The 18890-nt window shown below is 58.6% G+C and carries 18 protein-coding genes; 11 read left to right on the top strand and 7 right to left on the bottom strand.

What is annotated here, in order from left to right; genetic code table 11:
* The first annotated feature begins 46 nt into the window (after nucleotides 1-46).
* A complete protein-coding gene (dctP, locus tag QC816_RS05285; RefSeq protein ID WP_085918707.1) occupies nucleotides 47-1222 on the top strand; it encodes a TRAP transporter substrate-binding protein DctP in 1176 nt (391 codons plus the stop codon).
* Nucleotides 1223-1374: 152 nt separating this feature from the next.
* Nucleotides 1375-3573 carry a TRAP transporter large permease subunit gene (locus QC816_RS05280; protein ID WP_085918708.1) on the top strand — a complete coding sequence of 733 codons (2199 nt, stop codon included), beginning with the start codon at nucleotides 1375-1377 and terminating at the stop codon, nucleotides 3571-3573.
* Nucleotides 3574-3643: 70 nt separating this feature from the next.
* Here QC816_RS05280 and QC816_RS05275 read toward each other — a convergent pair whose 3' ends face one another.
* On the bottom strand, nucleotides 3644-4621 hold the full coding sequence (locus QC816_RS05275) for an NADPH:quinone reductase (protein ID WP_309781428.1): 978 nt from the start codon (nucleotides 4619-4621) through the stop codon (nucleotides 3644-3646).
* 141 nt (nucleotides 4622-4762) lie between these two features.
* Between QC816_RS05275 and QC816_RS05270 the strand changes: the two genes are divergently transcribed.
* The gene (locus QC816_RS05270) at nucleotides 4763-5536 is read left to right on the top strand and encodes a glycerophosphodiester phosphodiesterase family protein (RefSeq protein ID WP_309781303.1); all 774 of its coding nucleotides are present in this window, start codon (nucleotides 4763-4765) and stop codon (nucleotides 5534-5536) included.
* On the opposite strand, the gene QC816_RS05265 is transcribed toward QC816_RS05270, so the two are convergent.
* Nucleotides 5497-6081 carry a helix-turn-helix domain-containing protein gene (locus tag QC816_RS05265; protein WP_085918710.1) on the bottom strand — a complete coding sequence of 195 codons (585 nt, stop codon included), beginning with the start codon at nucleotides 6079-6081 and terminating at the stop codon, nucleotides 5497-5499. The genes QC816_RS05270 and QC816_RS05265 overlap by 40 nt on opposite strands.
* Nucleotides 6082-6249: 168 nt before the next feature.
* Between QC816_RS05265 and QC816_RS05260 the strand changes: the two genes are divergently transcribed.
* Nucleotides 6250-7665, top strand: coding sequence for an amidase (locus QC816_RS05260; protein ID WP_309781302.1), 1416 nt, complete (start codon nucleotides 6250-6252; stop codon nucleotides 7663-7665).
* Nucleotides 7666-7795: 130 nt separating this feature from the next.
* On the top strand, nucleotides 7796-8983 hold the full coding sequence (locus tag QC816_RS05255) for a benzoate/H(+) symporter BenE family transporter (protein WP_309781301.1): 1188 nt from the start codon (nucleotides 7796-7798) through the stop codon (nucleotides 8981-8983).
* A 35-nt stretch (nucleotides 8984-9018) separates the two neighbouring features.
* Here QC816_RS05255 and QC816_RS05250 read toward each other — a convergent pair whose 3' ends face one another.
* Nucleotides 9019-9453, bottom strand: a complete 435-nt coding sequence (locus QC816_RS05250; RefSeq protein ID WP_085918713.1) for a hypothetical protein — start codon at nucleotides 9451-9453, stop codon at nucleotides 9019-9021.
* A gap of 181 nt (nucleotides 9454-9634) precedes the next feature.
* Here QC816_RS05250 and QC816_RS05245 point away from each other — a divergent pair, with 181 nt between their 5' ends.
* The 6 genes from QC816_RS05245 (at nucleotide 9635) to QC816_RS05220 (ending at nucleotide 16457) form a co-directional block, all read left to right on the top strand.
* The gene (locus QC816_RS05245) at nucleotides 9635-11371 is read left to right on the top strand and encodes a proline--tRNA ligase (protein WP_309781300.1); all 1737 of its coding nucleotides are present in this window, start codon (nucleotides 9635-9637) and stop codon (nucleotides 11369-11371) included.
* A gap of 25 nt (nucleotides 11372-11396) precedes the next feature.
* Nucleotides 11397-11960, top strand: coding sequence for a transglycosylase SLT domain-containing protein (locus tag QC816_RS05240; RefSeq protein ID WP_422823725.1), 564 nt, complete (start codon nucleotides 11397-11399; stop codon nucleotides 11958-11960).
* Nucleotides 11961-12078: 118 nt separating this feature from the next.
* The gene (locus QC816_RS05235) at nucleotides 12079-12750 is read left to right on the top strand and encodes a cupredoxin domain-containing protein (RefSeq protein WP_085918716.1); all 672 of its coding nucleotides are present in this window, start codon (nucleotides 12079-12081) and stop codon (nucleotides 12748-12750) included.
* Nucleotides 12751-12786: 36 nt separating this feature from the next.
* Nucleotides 12787-15114, top strand: coding sequence for a bifunctional diguanylate cyclase/phosphodiesterase (locus QC816_RS05230; RefSeq protein ID WP_309781299.1), 2328 nt, complete (start codon nucleotides 12787-12789; stop codon nucleotides 15112-15114).
* A gap of 27 nt (nucleotides 15115-15141) precedes the next feature.
* Complete coding sequence (locus tag QC816_RS05225; protein WP_309781298.1) at nucleotides 15142-16002, top strand: DUF3034 family protein; 861 nt, start codon at nucleotides 15142-15144, stop codon at nucleotides 16000-16002.
* A 20-nt stretch (nucleotides 16003-16022) separates the two neighbouring features.
* On the top strand, nucleotides 16023-16457 hold the full coding sequence (locus tag QC816_RS05220; protein WP_264823186.1) for a group I truncated hemoglobin: 435 nt from the start codon (nucleotides 16023-16025) through the stop codon (nucleotides 16455-16457).
* Here QC816_RS05220 and QC816_RS05215 read toward each other — a convergent pair.
* From QC816_RS05215 to QC816_RS05200, 4 genes are all read right to left on the bottom strand, one after another.
* Nucleotides 16441-17589, bottom strand: a complete 1149-nt coding sequence (locus QC816_RS05215; RefSeq protein ID WP_233337215.1) for a GGDEF domain-containing protein — start codon at nucleotides 17587-17589, stop codon at nucleotides 16441-16443. The genes QC816_RS05220 and QC816_RS05215 overlap by 17 nt on opposite strands.
* Nucleotides 17590-17592: 3 nt before the next feature.
* Nucleotides 17593-18093 (bottom strand): hypothetical protein, encoded by a 501-nt coding sequence (locus QC816_RS05210; RefSeq protein WP_309781296.1) that lies wholly within the window; start codon nucleotides 18091-18093, stop codon nucleotides 17593-17595.
* 123 nt (nucleotides 18094-18216) lie between these two features.
* Entirely contained in the window at nucleotides 18217-18621 is a 405-nt protein-coding gene (gene mnhG, locus QC816_RS05205) for a monovalent cation/H(+) antiporter subunit G (RefSeq protein WP_199283378.1), read from the bottom strand.
* Nucleotides 18614-18883 carry an MrpF/PhaF family protein gene (locus QC816_RS05200; RefSeq protein WP_264823188.1) on the bottom strand — a complete coding sequence of 90 codons (270 nt, stop codon included), beginning with the start codon at nucleotides 18881-18883 and terminating at the stop codon, nucleotides 18614-18616. Before QC816_RS05200 ends, mnhG begins: the two co-directional genes overlap by 8 nt.
* Nucleotides 18884-18890 lie beyond the last annotated feature (7 nt).

Below are 18890 nucleotides of genomic sequence, written 5' to 3'. Positions count from 1 at the left end.
AATACAAAAACAAACAGTGGCAATGATCACTGCTGGAGCTTCCAACATGCATAACAAAGAGCAAAACACGAAGTCAGAATCTTTAATCTCCACGTCAACAGAGCTACCTTCCTCTATCACCAAGGGATCCTCAACGCGACGTAATTTCCTTAAAACCGCAGCAGTCGGTTCCGCCGCTGCCGTCGCCGCCCCCTGGATCGGCAATGTTCAGGCCCAGGAAGGCATTCGCATCCGCATGCAGTCTTCCTGGCAGCCTGGCACGACGGGCTACAGAATCTTTGAGGAGTGGGCTGCCGGCGTCGCCGAAGCAACGGGAGGCGAGGTGCGCATTGAGCCCTTCCCTGCCGGCGCCGTGGCGGGAGCCTTTGAGGTTGCCGATGCGGTACGTAACGGCGTGCTTGACGGCCAGAACTGGTTCACCGTTTATTGGCCAGGCAAAATGCCAGCCGGCGTATTCCTGACTGCCTATCCGATGGGGCTTTCCGTCCCTCACCAGTGGGATATGATGTTCGGAGCCTATGGCGGTTTTGGCATTGCCAAGGACCTTTATCGCAAGCAGGGCCAGGAACTGCTGGGCTATGTTCATCATGACCTTAACCTGATCCACTCCAAGATTCCGTTACGCAGCTTCGATGACTTCAAAGGCGTTAAGATCCGCATGCCAGGCGGCATCGTGGCTGAAACCTTCGCCTCTATTGGTGCACAGACGACTCTGCTCCCGGGCTCCGAGGTATATCCGGCACTTGAGAAAGGCACTATTGATGCGGCCGATTACACCGGCGCCGCGGTCAACTACGAGTTAGGCTTCTGGCAGGTAGCTGACTACATCATCATGGGGCCGCCCTCCACGCCCTGCCTACATCAAGCTGTTGACTTAATGGATATTTCTGTCAACCGTCGAGTCTTTGAGCGCATGTCGCCACAAACTCAGGATCTGATGCATGATCTGGTGGCTGCCTATTCCCGCGAGCATTATGCGGCAATCCAGAAGGCCAATGCTGAAGCATGGCCCAAATATCGCGAAAAAGGCGTGGAAATCATCCACCTCACCGAAAACGATGCCAGCCGTTTCCGCGATGCCGCCATCCCGCTGTGGTTCAAGTGGGCCAACAAGGATCCAGATGCGGCTCGGCTGTTTAGAGCGCACCTCAACACCATGATGGATCCTGCAGTGGGACTGGTCACTGACGAAGACATTCAGGGCTACGAACTTAACGCCTGATGCTCAACGCCTGACTTATTTGCTCGACAACATCGGATGTTGCGATGAAATCGCAACATCCGATTTGACTGGAGCAACCCTTTTTCCGCATCCCGTCGGCTTGATGATCCGGTTCCATCGCCAGGAGGTGATGGTGTCACGGAGGAGTGTCCATGAATCTTGATATCGAATTCGTTCTTCCGCACTGGCTATACTGGTCAGTGCTGTTGCTTTTGCCACTGGTGGTCATGTTTTTCGTCGACCGTAGCTTCCGTCGAGGTGCCACGGTCAGCGGCGGCGACACCGCCGAGATACCCGCAGGTGAGGCCACCAACGTCGCCTATCAACCGCCAGGCAACGTATTTACGACCATTGTCGACCGTCTTTCCGGCTTTTCCGGCCGTTATGTGGCCTATTGGGCGCTGATTGCTCCTTTCATCTTCGCCTACGAAGTCCTCGTACGCTATGCCTTCAACTCCCCGACTAACTGGGCCCATGAGTCGATGACGTTGATGTTCGGCATGCAGTACCTGATTGCCGGTGCTTATGCGCTTCGCGAAGGTGGACATGTTCGCGTCGATATCCTGTACAGTCGGGCAAGGCCCCTCAACCGAGCGGCACTGGATATTGTCACCTCGATATTCTTCTTCATCTTCACCCTCGCTTTACTAACGACCGGCTGGACGTTCTTCTCCCAGTCGGTGAGCGACGCGTACTTCTTTGGGTCCAGCTATTCCAATGAGACCTCTTTCACCGAATGGGCCATCCAGTTCTATCCGGTGAAATTCATGCTCTTCTTTGGCGCACTGCTGCTGTTGCTACAGGGGTTCGGCCAACTGATTCGGGACATTCAGGCGTATCGGTACCACTGGCGCTTACATGAGGGTAGCCGAACCTTCGCACGCGTGATGGTGGTTATCGCCGCCATTCTGGCAGCTTGGCTGTTGTTCGAGATGGTCAATATCGCCGTCACCGACTACGAGAGTCTGGCAGGTAGCATTTCAGGTAGCCTAAGCTCATTCGGCATCGGGGCCCTGACATTGGTCATGTTCGGTTCGCTGATGGTGGTGCTGGTCGCAGGCCTGCCATTGGCCTTCGTCACCGGTGGCCTAGGGGTGGTATTCCTGTATACGGTTGGCGATCAGGCGATGCTCAACCTGATGCCATCGCGCATTTTCCCGATGATGACCAACTATCAGCTTTCAGCCATTCCGCTGTTCATCTTCATGGCGTCAGTCCTTGAGAAAGCCGGGATCATCGAAGAGCTGTTCGACGTCGTCTACAAGTGGATGGGCGGCCTCAAGGCAGGTTTGGCCATTGCCACGATTATTGCCTCAACGCTTCTGGCAGCGATGGTCGGCGTGATTGGGGCGGCAGTGGTAACCATGGGTCTGATTGCCCTCCCAGCGATGCTCAAGCGCAATTACGATCCGGAAATTGCCATCGGGTCGATCATGGCCGGCGGCACCCTGGGCATCCTTATCCCGCCCTCGATCCTGGCGATCATCTACGGCGTTATCGCCCAGCAGTCAGTGGGTGAGCTCTACCTCGGCTCGCTGATTCCAGGCTTGCTGCTCGCCTTCATGTATGGCTTCTACTGCTGGATGCGAGGAACGCTGAACGTCAAGATGGCCCCGCCAATGCCGGTTGAAGACCGTGTTGATACAAAAGAGAAGCTCCGCCTGTTGCGCAACATGCTGGCGCCCATCGTGCTGGTGATACTGGTACTCGGCATCATCTTTACTGGCATCGCAACGCCCGTGGAGGCAGCGGGTATCGGTACCTTCGGTGCCCTGGTGGTCGCGGCCATGCACAAGCGCCTGACCTGGCCCAACCTGCACGCCGCCTGCATGACCACGCTGGTCGCCTCTGCCATGGTGATGTGGATCATCTTCGGCGCCAGCATCTTCGTCGGCTTCTACATCCTGCAGGGCGGACAGACGTTCGTGCAGGAGCTGATCTCCGGCGCGGGACTGGGTCCCTATGCGGTGCTGATGGTGATGATGGTACTGCTGGTAGCACTGGGCATGTTCCTCGACTGGGTCGGCATCCTGCTGCTGGCGGTGCCGATCTTCGTGCCGTTGATCAAGGGAATGACCTTCGATGGCGTGTTTGGCCTGCCCGGTGTCGACGCCGCGGATGTTTCGCTTTGGTTCGGCGTCATCTATCTGGTCAACATGCAGATGTCGTTCCTCAGTCCGCCGTTCGGCTATGCGCTCTTCTATATCAAGGGGGTCTGCCCACCTCATATCACCATGGCGCAGATATTCCGCTCGTCCTTCCCATTCCTGGGCATTCAGGCGCTGGGACTACTGCTGGTCATTCTCTTTCCGGCACTGGTCACCTGGCTCCCCAACCTGGCCTACGGCTAACCACGCTTGACCGTTCGCCCTTCTGCCGCCCTCGCTCAGCGAGGGCGGTTTTCGTTCCGGGGAGGCAACCTCAGGGCAGCAGCACCGTGGAGCCGGTGGTCTTGCGGCTTTGCAGCGCGTCCTGGGCGAGGCCCACATCTTTAAGCGGGTAGCGGTTGGCCACATCAATTTTGATCTTGCCGCTTTCCAACATGGCAAAGAAATCCTCGCACATCATCTCGAAGCGCTCACGGGTATCCGCGTAGCCGTTCAAGCTCGGGCGTGTCACGAATAGCGAACCTTTCTGGTTGAGAATACCGATGTTCACACCGTCGACGGGGCCTGATGCGTTGCCAAAGCTGACCATCAAGGCGCGCGGCTTGAGGCAGTTCAGCGACATTTCCCAGGTATCCTTGCCTACCGAGTCGTAGACCACGTCGCACATCTCGCCGTTGGTGAGTTCGCGCACACGGTCGACCACGTCTTCCTGGGTGTAGTTGATGGTCGCCCAGGCACCGTTGGCCATGGCAAGGTCGGCTTTCTCCTGTGAGCTGACGGTCCCGATCAGCTTGACGCCCAGCGCCTTGGCCCACTGGCAGGCGATCGAACCAACGCCACCGGCGGCGGCATGAAATAAAATCGTTTCGCCGCCCTTGAGTTTATAGGTCTGGCGCAGCAGGTACTGCACCGTCAGCCCTTTGAGCATGCTGGCCGCGGCGGTTTCAAAATTAATGAAGTCCGGCAGCTTGACGACTTTGGAAGCCGGTAGCGTATGCAACTCGGCGTAGGCGCCGAGTGGCCCCTGGGCATACGCGACCCGATCGCCCTCTTTCAGATGGGTAACACCTTCGCCCACCGCATCCACAATACCAGCACCTTCGGTACCCAGGCCCGAAGGCAAAGAAGGCGCCGGGTAAAGCCCGGTACGGAAGTAAATATCAATAAAGTTAAGGCCAACCGCCTCGTTGGCAACACGGACTTCGCCAGCGGCAGGTGCCGCCGGCGTCACATCCACCAGTTCGAGCACCTCTGAACCGCCGGTGCGAGCAAATTGAATTCGTTGAGACACATGTTCTTGGGACACAGGGAACTCCTTTTTATTGGGTAGTGGTCAAGCTAACGCTATCGGCCCGGCAGCGCAACGCGGTTGTCATACCCCCCATGCTAGACTGGGATTTGTTGATCGCCGACGGCTAACGGAACATTGCTAATGCACCCTGCTATTTCACTGCCCACGTTAATTGCCCACCGCGGCTACTCTGCCGCCGCCCCGGAAAACACCCTCGCGGCCGTCCGCGCCGCCCATCAGGCCGGGGTTGACTGGGTTGAGCTCGACGTTCAGTTGCTGGGGGACGGCACGCCCGTGATCTGGCATGATGCCGACGTCGCGCGCTGTTCAGACGGCCGCGGCAGGCTGCGCCGCATGACCTGGCCCCAGGCACAGACCCTCGATGTCGGCCGCTGGTTTGGCAAGGCTTTCGAAAGGGAAAGGATGGCAAGCCTTGAGGCCATGCTGGCACTGCTCAACAAGCTGGGGATGGGCGTCAATCTGGAACTCAAGGTCAATCGCGGCCACGACCCCATCGCGCTGGTCGACCGCGTTCTGCCAGCCGTGCTCGAGGCCTTGCCCGCCGAGCGGCTTGTACTGTCGTCTTTTGATCAAACGGCGCTACGCCACAGCCGCTCCTTTGCAACGGCCGACAAGCTGGCGCTCGGCTTGCTGGTCAACCGCCTGCCCAAGGATTGGCGGACACTGTGCGCCGAGGTCGAGGCGTTCAGCCTTCATGTCCACTGGGGCCGCCTGAAGCCCGCACAGGCCGACGCCATTGTGCAGGCGGGCTATGTGCTGCTCTGCTATACCCCCAACGATCCCCACGCCTTCCACCCGCTCTGGGCCTGGGGGGCTGCCAGCGCGATCACCGATGAACCCGAGGCCTTCCAGCGTTATTTATCGGCCTCGGCCAGCGCCGCACACGGCAGATAATGGATGACGTCGTGAAAGCGTAGCGGTGTATCGCCGTCATTACGCATGACATGCGGCCGGTCAGCGGCGAAACGAACGCCCTGGCCCGCCGTCACCGTTTGCCAGGCGTCGTCGATGCGCAGCGCCATGGTGCCCTCGATCACCACGATATGCTCCACCACGCCGGGCGCGTGGGGTGCCGATTCGCTGGCGCAATTCGGCGCCAGCTCGATCGCCAGCATTTCAAACCCGAGTAGCGGGTCGTAGGCAAACAGCACCTGCGCCTGCATCCCGGCGCTATCCTGCCAGGTGGGCGGATGCGGCGGCCTGGCCTCCACCTCTGCCCCCGCATCAAACAGGCTGGAAAACGACACGCGAAAGCCGCTGGCCATGCGCCACAGCGTGGCAATGGTCGGGCTCGACTCGCCCCGCTCGATCTGGCCCAGCATGGCTTTACTGACGCCGGTGGCCTCCGCCGTGCGGGTCAGGCTCCAGCCACGCTCACGGCGCAGTTGCTTCACGGTCGCGGCGATATGCGCCGCCAGAGTGTGAGGCTCAGCAGTCATAAAACGCTCCTTAGGTACGTGGCGTTTTTTGCCCACCACTTATCACAGGACATGTACCAGCCACTGACGTTGATGTTAAGTAATACGCGGAGGCCGGTTAGACGCTGACCGCCCCGTCCACTAGGCTCTATTTAGCCCTTTTGAGCCATGACCAACAAGGACAGTGACATGAGTGATACAGACCTCGGCACCATGGATGCGCAACCCCTCAGGCAGCTCTTCGAAACGCGCCAGGCGTCTCCACTGGAGGCGACGCGAGCAGCGTTGGCACGCATTGACCAATTCAACGGTGCCGTCAACGCCTACGTCCATGTGGATGCTGAGGGCGCCGAGCAAGCCGCGAAAGCGTCGGCCCGGCGCTGGGGCCAGGGCAAACCACTTAGCCCGATTGATGGCATTCCGGTATCGATGAAGGATTTGACCGAGGTGGCCGGTATGCCCTGCCGCGCGGGGTCATTGACGACGTCCGATGAACGTTGCGATACCGATGCGCCCCCGGCGCGCATGCTGCGTGAGGCCGGGGCGATTTTTCTCGGCAAAACCAATACGCCCGAATTTGGCTGGAAAGCCGTTACCGATAACCGCGTGTTTGGCGCCACTAATAACCCCTGGGACACGCGCCTCACCCCCGGAGGGTCGTCGGGCGGTGCCGCCGCGGCCGCCGCTCTCAACATGGGTGTGCTGCACCAGGGCGGTGACTCGGGTGGGTCTATTCGTATTCCCGCTGCCTTTACCGGCGTTTTCGGCTTCAAGCCCACCTTCGGCTGGACGCCCCAGTGGCCGCCTGCCAAGGAACCGACCCTTTCGCATCTCGGGCCGTTGACGCGTTCGGTGCGCGATGCGGTGAGCATGCTCGATGTGATGGGCCGCTACGACTACCGCGACCCCTACGCCACCCGAGGGCAGCCTGACTGCTGGGGTGCCGACCTCGACAAGGGCCTTACGGGATTACGCATTGGCTATTCGGCCGATCTGGGCTACGCCGACGTTGACCCGCAAGTTGCCAGCCGGGTAAAAGAGGCCGCTCAGAAAATGGAAGCGCTGGGGGCGGAGATCGTCGAGGTGGACCCCGGGTTCTCCTCGCCGCTGGATACCTTTCGCAAGATCTGGTTTACCGCCTCCCTGGATCAATGGCGGCAGATGACTCCATCCCAGCGCGAGCAGCTGGACCCCGGCATGGTGGCCAACGCCCGCGAGGCCGAGGCGTGGAACGCCCTCGACCTCTTCCGTGCGCTGTCGGATCGTGCCCTGCTGACCCGAGAGCTCGAGCACTTCAACCAGCACTATCACCTCATCATGACCCCGGCCGTGGCCGTCCTGCCGTTCGAAGTCAATCAGGAGGTGCCGCCGGGCAGCGGGATGGGCGACTGGGAAGAGTGGGCGCCTTTTTCCTACCCGTTCAACCTCAGCCAGCAGCCCGCTGCCTCGGTGCCCTGCGGGTTTACCGACAACGGGCTGCCGGTGGGTTTCCAACTGGCGGGCGGCAAGTTCGACGACGTACGGGTGCTGCGCGCCTGCCATGCCTTCATGGAAGCGCACCCGCCGCGCTTTCCCACCGTGCCCAATCCCTCACAGTTCGCATGAACAGGCGCAGTACTCACCACCGTTGTGCGTTATAGCGCACGATGATAGGCTGATTTGTACGTTATAACGCTCGGCCTCATTGACGAGGCTGAGCGTTTTTCCAGACGCCAGCCGCGAACGAGTCACTGCCATGCCGACGCCTTCTTCCGATACCCCATGTCTCAAGCGCGATATCTCGCTCTCCAACGTGACGGCGGGTATTGTCGCGGTACTTATTGGCTACACAAGTTCAGCGGCGATCATCTTTCAGGCGGCCTCAGCCGCCGGCGCCTCTAGCGCTCAGACCAGTTCCTGGCTGTGGGCGCTGGGCATTGGCGTCGGGCTGACGTCGCTGGGGCTATCGTGGCGTTACCGCATGCCGCTGGTGACCGCCTGGTCGACGCCCGGGGCAGCGTTTCTGGCGACCAACCTGCCAGGCGTGCCGCTGGGGGAGGCGATTGGCGCCTTCATCGTATCGGCGGGGTTGATCACCCTGTGTGGCCTCACCGGTGTGTTCGAACGGCTGATGCGGCATATCCCGAGCAGCCTGGCCTCGGCCATGCTGGCGGGCATCCTGCTCAATTTCGGCCTGGAGATTTTTACCCGGCTCGAGCAGCACTGGCTCATGCCCCTGGCGCTGCTGGCCGCGTGGGGCATCGGGCGGCGCTTCTGGCCGACGCTTGCCGTACCCGGCGTGGTGTTGACCGGCATTATCTGGGCCATTCTGCAGGGTCAGCTGGCGATTGAGGGCCTGCCGCTGTCGCCTACCCTGCCAGTACTCATGACGCCTGAGTTTTCTCTGGCGACGCTGATCAGCGTGGCAATTCCGCTGTTTATCATCACCATGGCCACCCAGAACGTTCCGGGCATGGCCGTGCTGAACGCCGCCGGCTATACGCCAAACAGCTCGCCGCTGTTGGTAGCGACCGGCGGCGCTACCCTGGCCCTGGCGCCCTTCGGCGGTTACGCACTCAACATGGCCGCCATCAGCGCCGCCGTGTGTACCGGCCCGGATGCCCACCCGGATCCCAGGCGCCGCTACCCGGCCGGCATCGTCGCCGGGCTGTTGTATCTGCTGCTGGGAGTCTTTGCGGCCACCGTCACGGCGCTGTTTGCCGCGCTACCCGTGGCCATGGTGGCGGTCGTGGCGGGCATTGCCCTGCTGGGAACGTTGAGCAGCGGGCTGGCCGATGCGTTCTCGAAGCCCGACGAACGCGACGCCGCGCTGGTGACGTTTCTGTTCGCCGGGTCGGGCATTACCCTGCTGGGCATCGGCGGCGCCTTCTGGGGACTGATCGCCGGGATGGTCACCCGCCATCTCATCGCCAGACGACGCTGATGCGTCTGGCGCCTGGTCTTTGCGGGCAGGCGTGACTACATGGCCGAGAGGCGATCGTCATCCATTACGCCCGACATGCGCACCATGGCCAGCGCCTCTTCAAGGCTATCCACTTGTTCAACCTTGACCAATTCATTCTTCAGCGCCACCGGCTTCCCTGCCTGCTCAGACAACACTTTTTCCAGCGACGCTATGTCCATGTCGTCACCCAGCGACTGCATCTCGATATCGCTGTTGGTCCGGCTGGGTAGATAGATCGTGCCATTAGAGAAATCCACCGCGTAGGCAATCACGCCGGGGACAATAAAGAAAAGCAGTCCAACGCCATTGGCCACCGCTACGGCAGGATCAATATCGCCACCCAACTGACCTTTCCTTTCCGGGTGAAAAAGCGTCCCGCAACCGCTGATGGCGACAACCGCCGCGCCAATGACGGCCCCCTTCAACCACTGGTTAACTGTGCGTTGCATGCAGGGTCTCCCCGTTGATAATCGATTGTATATAGGGTTAAAACGGGATGATTTTAGCACACCGAACGGATAAGTCAGCGCGGGTAATCTCAGCGCAATTTTGCCGCCTTAACCGCTTGGCCGTACAATGTCCCAACGAATGATAACGGGTCCACCCCATCAACAAGGAATGCTCTCGCCCATGCGCGCCAGCCAACTACTCATTGCCACCTTGAAAGAAACCCCGGCGGACGCCGAGGTGATCAGCCACCAGCTCATGCTACGCGCGGGCATGATCCGCCGTCTCACCTCGGGCCTTTATACCTGGCTGCCGCTGGGTTTGCGCACGCTGCGTAAAGTGGAAACCATCGTGCGCGAGGAAATGAACAACGCTGGCGCCCAGGAAGTGTTGATGCCTGCGGTTCAGCCAGCCGAGCTCTGGCAGGAGTCCGGGCGCTGGGAGGAGTACGGTCCTGAACTTTTACGCTTGAAAGACCGCCACGCCCGCGATTACTGCGTTGGCCCCACCCACGAGGAAGTCATCACAGATCTGGTGCGTAAAGAAATCGCCAGCTACAAACAGCTGCCGATCAATTTCTACCAGATTCAGACCAAGTTCCGCGACGAGATTCGCCCACGCTTCGGGGTCATGCGTTCGCGGGAATTCATCATGAAAGATGCCTACTCCTTCCATCTGGACGAGACATCGCTCAAGGAAACTTACCAGGGTATGTACGATGCCTATACGCGCATCTTCCACCGTTTGGGCCTCGACTTCCGCCCGGTGATCGCCGACAACGGTTCGATCGGTGGTACGGGTTCGCATGAGTTTCACGTCCTGGCCGACTCGGGCGAGGACGATATCGTGTTTTCCGATGGCTCGGATTATGCCGCCAATATGGAAAAAGCCGAGGCAATACCTGCACCGCTGGGTAGTGACGCCTTGCGCGAAGCCCCCAAAGAAGACATGCGTCTGGTCGACACGCCAGACGCTAAAACCATTGCGGCACTGGTCGAGCAGTTTGGCCTGCCCATCGAGAAAACCATCAAAACGCTGATCGTGAAGGGTGCCGATGGCCAACTCATCGCCCTGCTGGTGCGCGGTGACCACGAACTGAACGAAGTCAAGGCGGAAAACCTTCCCCAAGTGGCAACACCATTGACCATGGCCAGCGAGGAAGAAATTCGCGCCGTGGTTGGTGCAGGCCCTGGCTCCCTTGGCCCGGTAGGCTTAGATCTGCCCATCATCATCGACCGCAGCGTGGCATTGATGAGCGATTTTGGAGCCGGTGCCAATACCGATGACAAACACTATTTCGGTATCAACTGGGAACGCGACACGCCCTTGCCCGAGATTGCCGACCTGCGCAATGTGGTTGATGGTGACCCCTCACCCGACGGACAAGGCACGCTCTCGATCAAGCGCGGTATCGAAGTGGGCCACGTCTTCCAATTGGGCCAAAAATACTCGCAAGCCATGAATGCCAACGTGCTCGGCGATAATGGTAAAACCAGCCACCCCTGGATGGGTTGCTATGGCATTGGCATTACCCGTGTGGTGGCCGCCGCTATCGAGCAGAATCATGATGATGCCGGTATCATTTGGCCCAACGCCATAGCGCCTTTCCAGGTTGCGCTCGTCCCCATGAACGCTCACAAGTCGCAGCGGGTGCGCGAAGAGTCTGAGCGCCTTTACCAAGCGCTCAGTGCCGCTGGCCTGGATGTGTTACTGGATGACCGCGACACGCGTCCCGGGGTTAAATTTGCCGACCTGGAACTCATGGGCATCCCCCATCGCCTGGTCATTGGCGACCGCAGCCTGGACAACGGCGAACTCGAATACAAAGGCCGCCGTGACAGCGATGCCACCATGGTGCCTGCCGAGCAGATTATTGACTTCCTTCGAGAAAAGGCCGGCCTTGCCCCGACTGCTCAATAGACGCTCAACCTGCATCGCCCGGCCATTGTCACGGCCAACACTGGCGGCCTGCCTGGCCGCCAGTCTCTTCTTAGGCCCACCGGTCAAGGCCGAGGAGCCACTACCCGGGTCTCTTCGCCCGACCTTGGCGGATACCCATCAGCGCCATCAGACACCTCAACAGCAATGGCTGATGCGACAGTGGCGACAGCGTATGGACACCGATCTGGCTGACTTTATCAGCGAGCCAGCCGAGCGCCGCAAGCTGCTTACCCAAGTCTACCAGGAGGCACGTCTTGCCAGGCTGCCGCCCGAGCTTGTTCTGGCATTGATTCACGTGGAAAGCGGCTTTGATAAACAAGCCGTATCGTCCGCGGGCGCTGTGGGCCTCATGCAGGTCATGCCGTTTTGGATCAAAGAACTGGGGTTGCCGATGGATGACTTGACGAACCCAAACCGCAATCTGCGCTATGGCTGCACCATCCTCGCCCACTACCTCGCCGTCGAACAGGGCGACTTTACCCGGGCGTTGGCACGTTACAACGGCAGCTTAGGCAAAACCTGGTATCCAGAACGGGTACTGCGTACCTGGCGTGACCACTGGCGATAAGTCTGATACCTGCGTGTGGTATATCTGTGAGCCTATCGTTAAGTAAGTGGCATGACTTTCCTGACATAAACTCGCATGATAGTGGTTCGATATCCGGCTCTGCTAACCAAGGATGCTTATGGTGTATCTCAAACGTGCGTATTGGGCGCTTTTATGCGGCGGCGCCTCGCTTGTTCTTCTCAGTGTCAGCCCTGATACGCTTGCCAGTGATACCCGTATCAGCGTATCCGACAGCAATGGTGAACCGCTGAGCAATGCCGTGGTGGAAGTCTATTTTCCATACTCGGCATCGCGCGATACCAGCGTAAAGCAAATTTATCAGCGCGGTGCGGCTTTTCACCCCGAGGTGCTGACAATCCCGGTGAATAGCCAGGTAACATTTCCCAACGAAGACACGACACGTCACCATGTATTTTCTTTTTCCGACGCCAAAACCTTTGATCTCAATCTTTATCTGAACGAAACGCCACCGCCCGTTCATTTTGATACGCCTGGCGTGGTGGTGCTGGGATGTAACATTCACGATCACATGCAGGCCTTTATAGTGGTCAGCGATGCCCCTTTTTATGCCATGACCGATAACAACGGACAGGTCATCCTGCCATCGATGCCACCCGGCCAGCATCGCGTAAGGGTTTGGCATCAACGCCTCCACGATAGCCAGCAGCGCTGGTGGGAAGGCGAAATTGCCCCAACCGAGCAGTTGTCGGTCCCTCTGGAACTGCGCGCCACCCCGAAGCCACCCGAAAAGCCGTCGCCGTTGCAGCAACGTTTCAGAGAGGCCACCTAGTGCCTAGCGACAACTTGAGGGCCAGATAACAACGATATGCGCTTTCGTACCCGTTTGATGCTCGTGCTGTTAACCGTGGTGGTGGTCTCACAGCTGGCCACTGGCCTGGCGTTTCTGCGCGCCACTCAGCAAGATGCCCTGGCCAAGGGTACTCAACGCCTTGAGGTGGGAGCCCGTGTTCTCGACCAACTACTCGAAAGACGCGGCGATCAGCTACACGATAACGTGGCGATTCTGGCCGATGATTTTGGCTTTAAAAGCGCGGTCGCCTCCCAGGATCGTGAAACGCTACAGTCGGTATTAGTTAATCACGGTACTCGGGCTGATGCCGACATCGTGCTGTTAAGCGACCTGGACGGCCAACTGCTTGCCAGCAGCCATCATCCCTCACAAACGCCCATGCCCTTTCCCGAACTGTTTGAAACCGCTCGCCAGCAGGGTTCTGCGTTCAGCGTCGTGATTGCTGATGGACAGCCCCACGAGCTTGTCATGTTGCCGGTACAAGCGCCCAACGTGATTGGTTGGGTGGGCATGGGCTTTTTGATTGACGACGACGTCGTCGAGGAAATCAATGCCCTCACCGGCCTGGAAATCAGCGTGGTCAATTACACCTCTGACCAGACATCAACGTATCTAGCCAGTTCGCATTCCCAAAAAGCAGCCGAGCCATTAAGTCAGTTCAATAATGCAGCTGAGGCAGGGGCGTACTCAGAAACCAGTCAGATGACGCCTGACGATGGTTATCTGACCTATGCGAGCGAGCTATATAAGGACTCAAGGAATCAAACGTTCGCGCTCATTCAGCTGTCACGTAACGAATTACTAGCCGCCTACGACGACCTACAGTGGCAGCTAGTCATTATCGTGGCACTTATATTGCTGTTCACAATCGCTATTGCGGCCTGGAGTGCCCGTAGCATCAGCCGCCCGCTCGTCGCGCTGGCCGACGTTGCCAGACGGATTGGTCAAGGTGAGCGTGTCACTGACGTCCCAGCAGAATCATCCCAAAGTGAAACCGGGCTGCTCGCGGGGACGCTGCGCTCGATGCAAGACGATATTGCCGAACGTGAAGCGATCCTGCGGCATCAGTCACGCCATGACCTGCTCACCGATTTGCCCAATCGCATCAGCGCACTGGAAGACATCAATGCCCGCATAGACGACGGTCACCCCTTCACCCTGCTGCGCCTGGCCATTAAGGACTTTCGCAACATCAACGATACCTTCGGCTACGAACTGGGCGATCATGTGCTGGTAACCCTTGCCCACCGTATGAAAGCGCTGACATCCCCTATTCAATCCGCCTATCGCTTGGCCAGCGACGAATTCTTACTGCTGATCAATCAACCTGACACCACGCCAAACTGGCGCATCAGTGAACTCGCAGCACTCTCAACGCCCATCGATCTGGATAATTCGTCAATCGGCATTTCACTGGCTGCAGGTGAAGTGAGCTATCCAGCACACGGTGCGAAGGCGCAGTTGCTGCTACGCCGCGCCGATATTGCTCTCGACATGGCGCGTCATCACCCGGATGCCCACCAGCGTTACGCCGAAGGCCAGGACGAACGCCACTTACGCCAGCTGACGCTGATTCATGATCTCCGCGATGCCGTGAGCAACAATCAGCTTTGGATGGCCTATCAACCCAAAGTGGCAACGCATGATGGGGAGGTATGCCAGTTTGAAGCACTGATGCGTTGGCGGCACCCTTCGCTTGGTTTTGTGCCCCCGGATGAGTTCATTGGCCTGGCCGAGCGCTCGGGCAATATTCGCAAGCTTAGCCAGTGGATGCTTGAACACATAACCTCACAGCTCCAACAGTGGCAGCAACAAGGCTCTCGAATCAGTGTGGCTGTCAATTTATCCGCCAGCGATGTCACCGACCCCGATCTTCCGGGGCAGTTAGCCGAGTTGCTGGCGCGCCATGATTTAGCAGCGGAGCAACTGAGCCTGGAGGTTACTGAAAGTGCCGTCATGCAGGACATCAATGCCGCTGCCAGAACGCTGGATGAGCTGAGCCGCCTCGGCGTGTCCATCGCGATAGACGACTATGGCACCGGGTATTCGTCCCTGGCACAGATCAAGCGATTGCCGGTTAACGAGCTCAAGATCGACAAGTCCTTTGTGCTCAAGCTCGACTCCCAGGAAGACGACCTGACGATTGTACGTTCGACGATCGAGATGGGTCACAGCCTAGGGCTGAGCATTGTTGCCGAAGGCGTTGAAAATGCGGCTAGCGCCGCCTTGCTGAATGACTTGGGCTGCGATTATCTACAAGGCTACTGGATCGCCAAACCCATGCCGAGTGACCAGGTGATCCCCTGGCTGAAAAGCACCGAAATCTTCACCTTCACGCATTAACCGCGTGCTTACCGAGAGAGCCTTTCCATGTCCAACGTCATCCCTAAGGCAATAGCAAAAGGCAAGCCACTCCTTATTATCCTCTTTGGGCTTTCAATAAGCAGTGCGTCCCTTGCTGGCAGTCGTCTGATAGGTACCGGTGGTGTGGGCGCTATTGAGGGAGCCGCTGGCGGTGGACTCTCGCCCTGGGCCTTGCTTACAAGTACCGCCAGTGAGCAGGAATTCGGGGCAACGGCAACCGTCTCGCGCGCCTGGCTGGATGATTATCGCTTAACGGTCGAGGCCGCCAGCGCCAACATCTACGATCGCGTCGAGATCTCTGTGGCACGCCAAACCATGGACCTCGAAACCTTAGGCGGCGAACTGGAGCAAACCATTATCGGTGCCAAGGTACGGTTATTCGGCGATGTGTTGTACCGCCCCTGGGGGATCTGGAGCGCGGGCGTTCAACATAAAAACCTGGCCGATGACAGTATCCCCAACGCGTTAGGGGCGCAGCACGGCCAGGGGAATGATATTTATCTAAGTGCCAGCAAACTGGTGTTCAACGCCGTGGCTGGGCGCAACCTGTTGCTGAATGCCACCCTGCGTAATACCGACGCTAATCAAGGCGGATTGCTGGGGTTTGGCGGCAATAACGGCGGCCGCGAATGGGTTGCCGAAGGCAGCCTGGGACTCTTTGTAACACCCAAGTGGGTGGTGGGAATGGAATATCGACAAAAGCCTGATCGGCTTAGCGCAGCCCGGGAAGACGACTGGCAAAGCCTCTATAGCGCTTACTTCTTCAACAAGCACGTATCGCTGACCGCGGCCTGGTTAGCGTTGGGCGATATCGCCGGGTTACCGTCTCAGAATGGCGCCTATGCGTCGCTTCAGGCAGCCTTTTGACCCGTCAAGGAGACTCCATCATGCGTTTTCACCACTACGCCACCACGCTGCTGATGGCACTCTGGCTGACTGGCTGTGCGGCCCAGCATACGACCCAACCATCGCTTTACACACGACTTGGCGGCATGCAGGCCATTGATCGCGTGGTCGAGAACATGCTGTATCGGGTGGCAGACGACCCGGAGGTCGTGGTCTTTTTTGCCAACACCAACATCGACCATTTTGCAGAGGCTTTCGCCACCCAGCTATGCGATATCAGCGACGGTCCCTGCCAATACGAAGGGCCGCCCATGGATCGTGCCCACCAGCACATGGGCATCAACGATGCGCATTTCAATCGTGTGGTTGAGTATCTCGCCGACGCAATGGCGGAGGAAGGCGTTCCTCTGGCAGCTCAAAACGAGTTATTGGGGCGATTAGCGCCACTGTATGCCGATGTCATGCGACGGCAATGATTTGCCAATCATCCCGTCCCGCTGTCTTCACCTGATAAAGGGCGTTATCCGCGGCTTCATAGGCCCGGGGGAACCCCACTCTCGACGGCATAAAACAAGTCGCCCCGATACTGAGCGTCACCTGTTTTTTATCCGGATGGGCGGCGTGCGAGAACGCTGACCGTTGCACTTCTTGGTGAAGCTGTTGGCAGTAGCGACCCAGCGCATCAATATCCTCGCAAGGCAATAACGCCGCAAATTCATCGCCGCCCAGCCGATAGAGAGTCGCCTCTTCTGGCAAGGCATCGGCAATTAACAGTACAAGGTTGCGTAACAGAGCGTCACCCGCCGGATGCCCCATGGTATCGTTATACTGTTTGAAAAAATCGATATCCACTAACACCAGGCCTAGCAACTGCTGGGCTTGCTGCATGACGTCCTGGTGGAGTGCACTGCGATTGCCAATGCCCGTTAAAGGGTCACGCATGGCACGCCCCATCCACCGCAGTGTTTCCTGAGTCGCCTTTTCTGTACGCCTTAATTGCCGTTCATGCAGCCACCAGAACAGCAGGCCAAATACAAAGATCAGAAGGCTGGTATAGATAAGCACCTGGTTGTGCCAGCGGGTTCTCTCCGAAAAGGTGTTAATGGCTTCCGCGCGGCGATCCAACTGCCCCATTTCGATACGCGTCAGGCAGGCAATCGGGTCGAGCAGTTCTCGAGCGAGCACCACCGGTAACACGCTATCGCTTTCCAGCGACGTCACCGTCTCGTCCAGCACGCCTAAGCTGGGTGACGTGCAGTCATATTGCTGATGGTAAACATCCACGTCGAACAGGCCGTAGGCCAACTCGATGTCGGTTATCGCCGCTGCCCGTTCTTCGGGCCCAGGCATGTCCAACAGACGGGCCTGAGCATCCTGTAAATAGTGCCGGGAACGCGTAGCCAACTGTTGCCCCGTCAGGTTACCCGATTGGCTGAAGTAAGTCTGAATCTCGGGAAACACCCAGCGGGCTTCATAGATGATCAACACCATCAGCGCCATGAAACTCATCAGGCTGAGCGATAGCCATTTGATGTAGCGGCCCGGCCGCTTGCGATTGGCCCAGTCGCTTTTATCAACGTCACGGGATGAGTCAAGAATTGGCTTCATGGTTTACCCACGCGCTTCGATACTGCGAATCATCCAGATCCAGTCATTGAACTCGCGTAAGCTGTTAACGTCCCGGTCACCGTATTCCCGCTCCACCAGACGTACGGGGCCCCTTGAACGCAGACTCAATGGCTTGCCGTCTTCTATCGTCACCAGATACCAGTTGGGGTCATCCCAACCGCCTAGCGTGACCTCGTAACCGTCCCAGGCAGTAAAGCGCAACTTGGCAGGCACACGCCCAAAGTGGCGGGCAAGAAAGTCAGCAAACGGCATGCCTTGCATTGCCACAGTTTCTCCCTGATAAGGGTCAAACACTTGAAAGTGGCTGTCTGAAGACTGGCGAAGCTGCTCGACATCAACCTGCTTGACCCTATCACCATCAATCAGTCTTAGCGTTTGCGCCATGCTCGTTACCGGCACCAGAAAAGCGGCGATGCCCATCCCTAGCGCCCAGCGAGCTGCGGGGAAACGGCGCAAACAACGCTTGAAAACGGCAGCATCCATAGCGTGAACTTCTCAATAGTTGACGATAGGACCGACTGTACCATTTCCAAATTTACTTTGCCTTTCAACCGCGATGAACTCAGGTTGAATTCAATCGACTGAAAGGCAGAAGTGGGCGGCAGGTCAATCAGGGTCTGTGTCGCGGGGGTGCCGCTTGGCGTTCTCCTGCGTTTCAAGGCCGCTTTTCAGCTCATGGGTCAACGGATCGTAATTGGGTCTTAGCTCGTCCTTGACCGTGCCGCTCCACAGGCGCGCCCCCACAAAATAACCTGCCCGGCCAATCACATGGGCCGCCACTGGCGCGGTCATCATGATGAAGAGAATCACCCCGAAGGCCCGCGCGACTACCGCCACCTCGCCAAAGTGCAGAGCCACCGCCAGCATGATCAGGGTAGCCCCCAGGGTCGCTGCCTTGGTAGTGGCATGCATGCGCGTCAGCAGGTCGGGCATCCGCACCAGCCCCAGGGCGGCCAGGAACATGAAGATGGCGCCGACCAGAATCAGCCCGCTCTTGAGCAGTTCAATCATCGCGTGGCCCTCCTCGCTCAAGGAATCGCGCGAAGCCGATGGCCGCCATAAAGGCCATCAGCGCCATGACGATAGCCACGTCCAGCAAGCTGGCCACATCGGTGGCGATGGCGACGAGACCAATGGTGCCGACAAGAATCGACGAAAAGAGCTCCAGTGCCACCACCCGGTCGGGCAGGCTGGGGCCCTTGAAAAGGCGCACGAAGGCGAGGCACAAGGCCAGGCACATGAGCGCGAGGCTCAGCAGAATGACAGTCGACACGGCTCCC

The sequence above is a fragment of the Vreelandella janggokensis genome (genome assembly GCF_031451615.1).
Lineage (GTDB): Bacteria > Pseudomonadota > Gammaproteobacteria > Pseudomonadales > Halomonadaceae > Vreelandella > Vreelandella janggokensis.
This window is presented reverse-complemented; position numbering and strand designations above follow the sequence as displayed.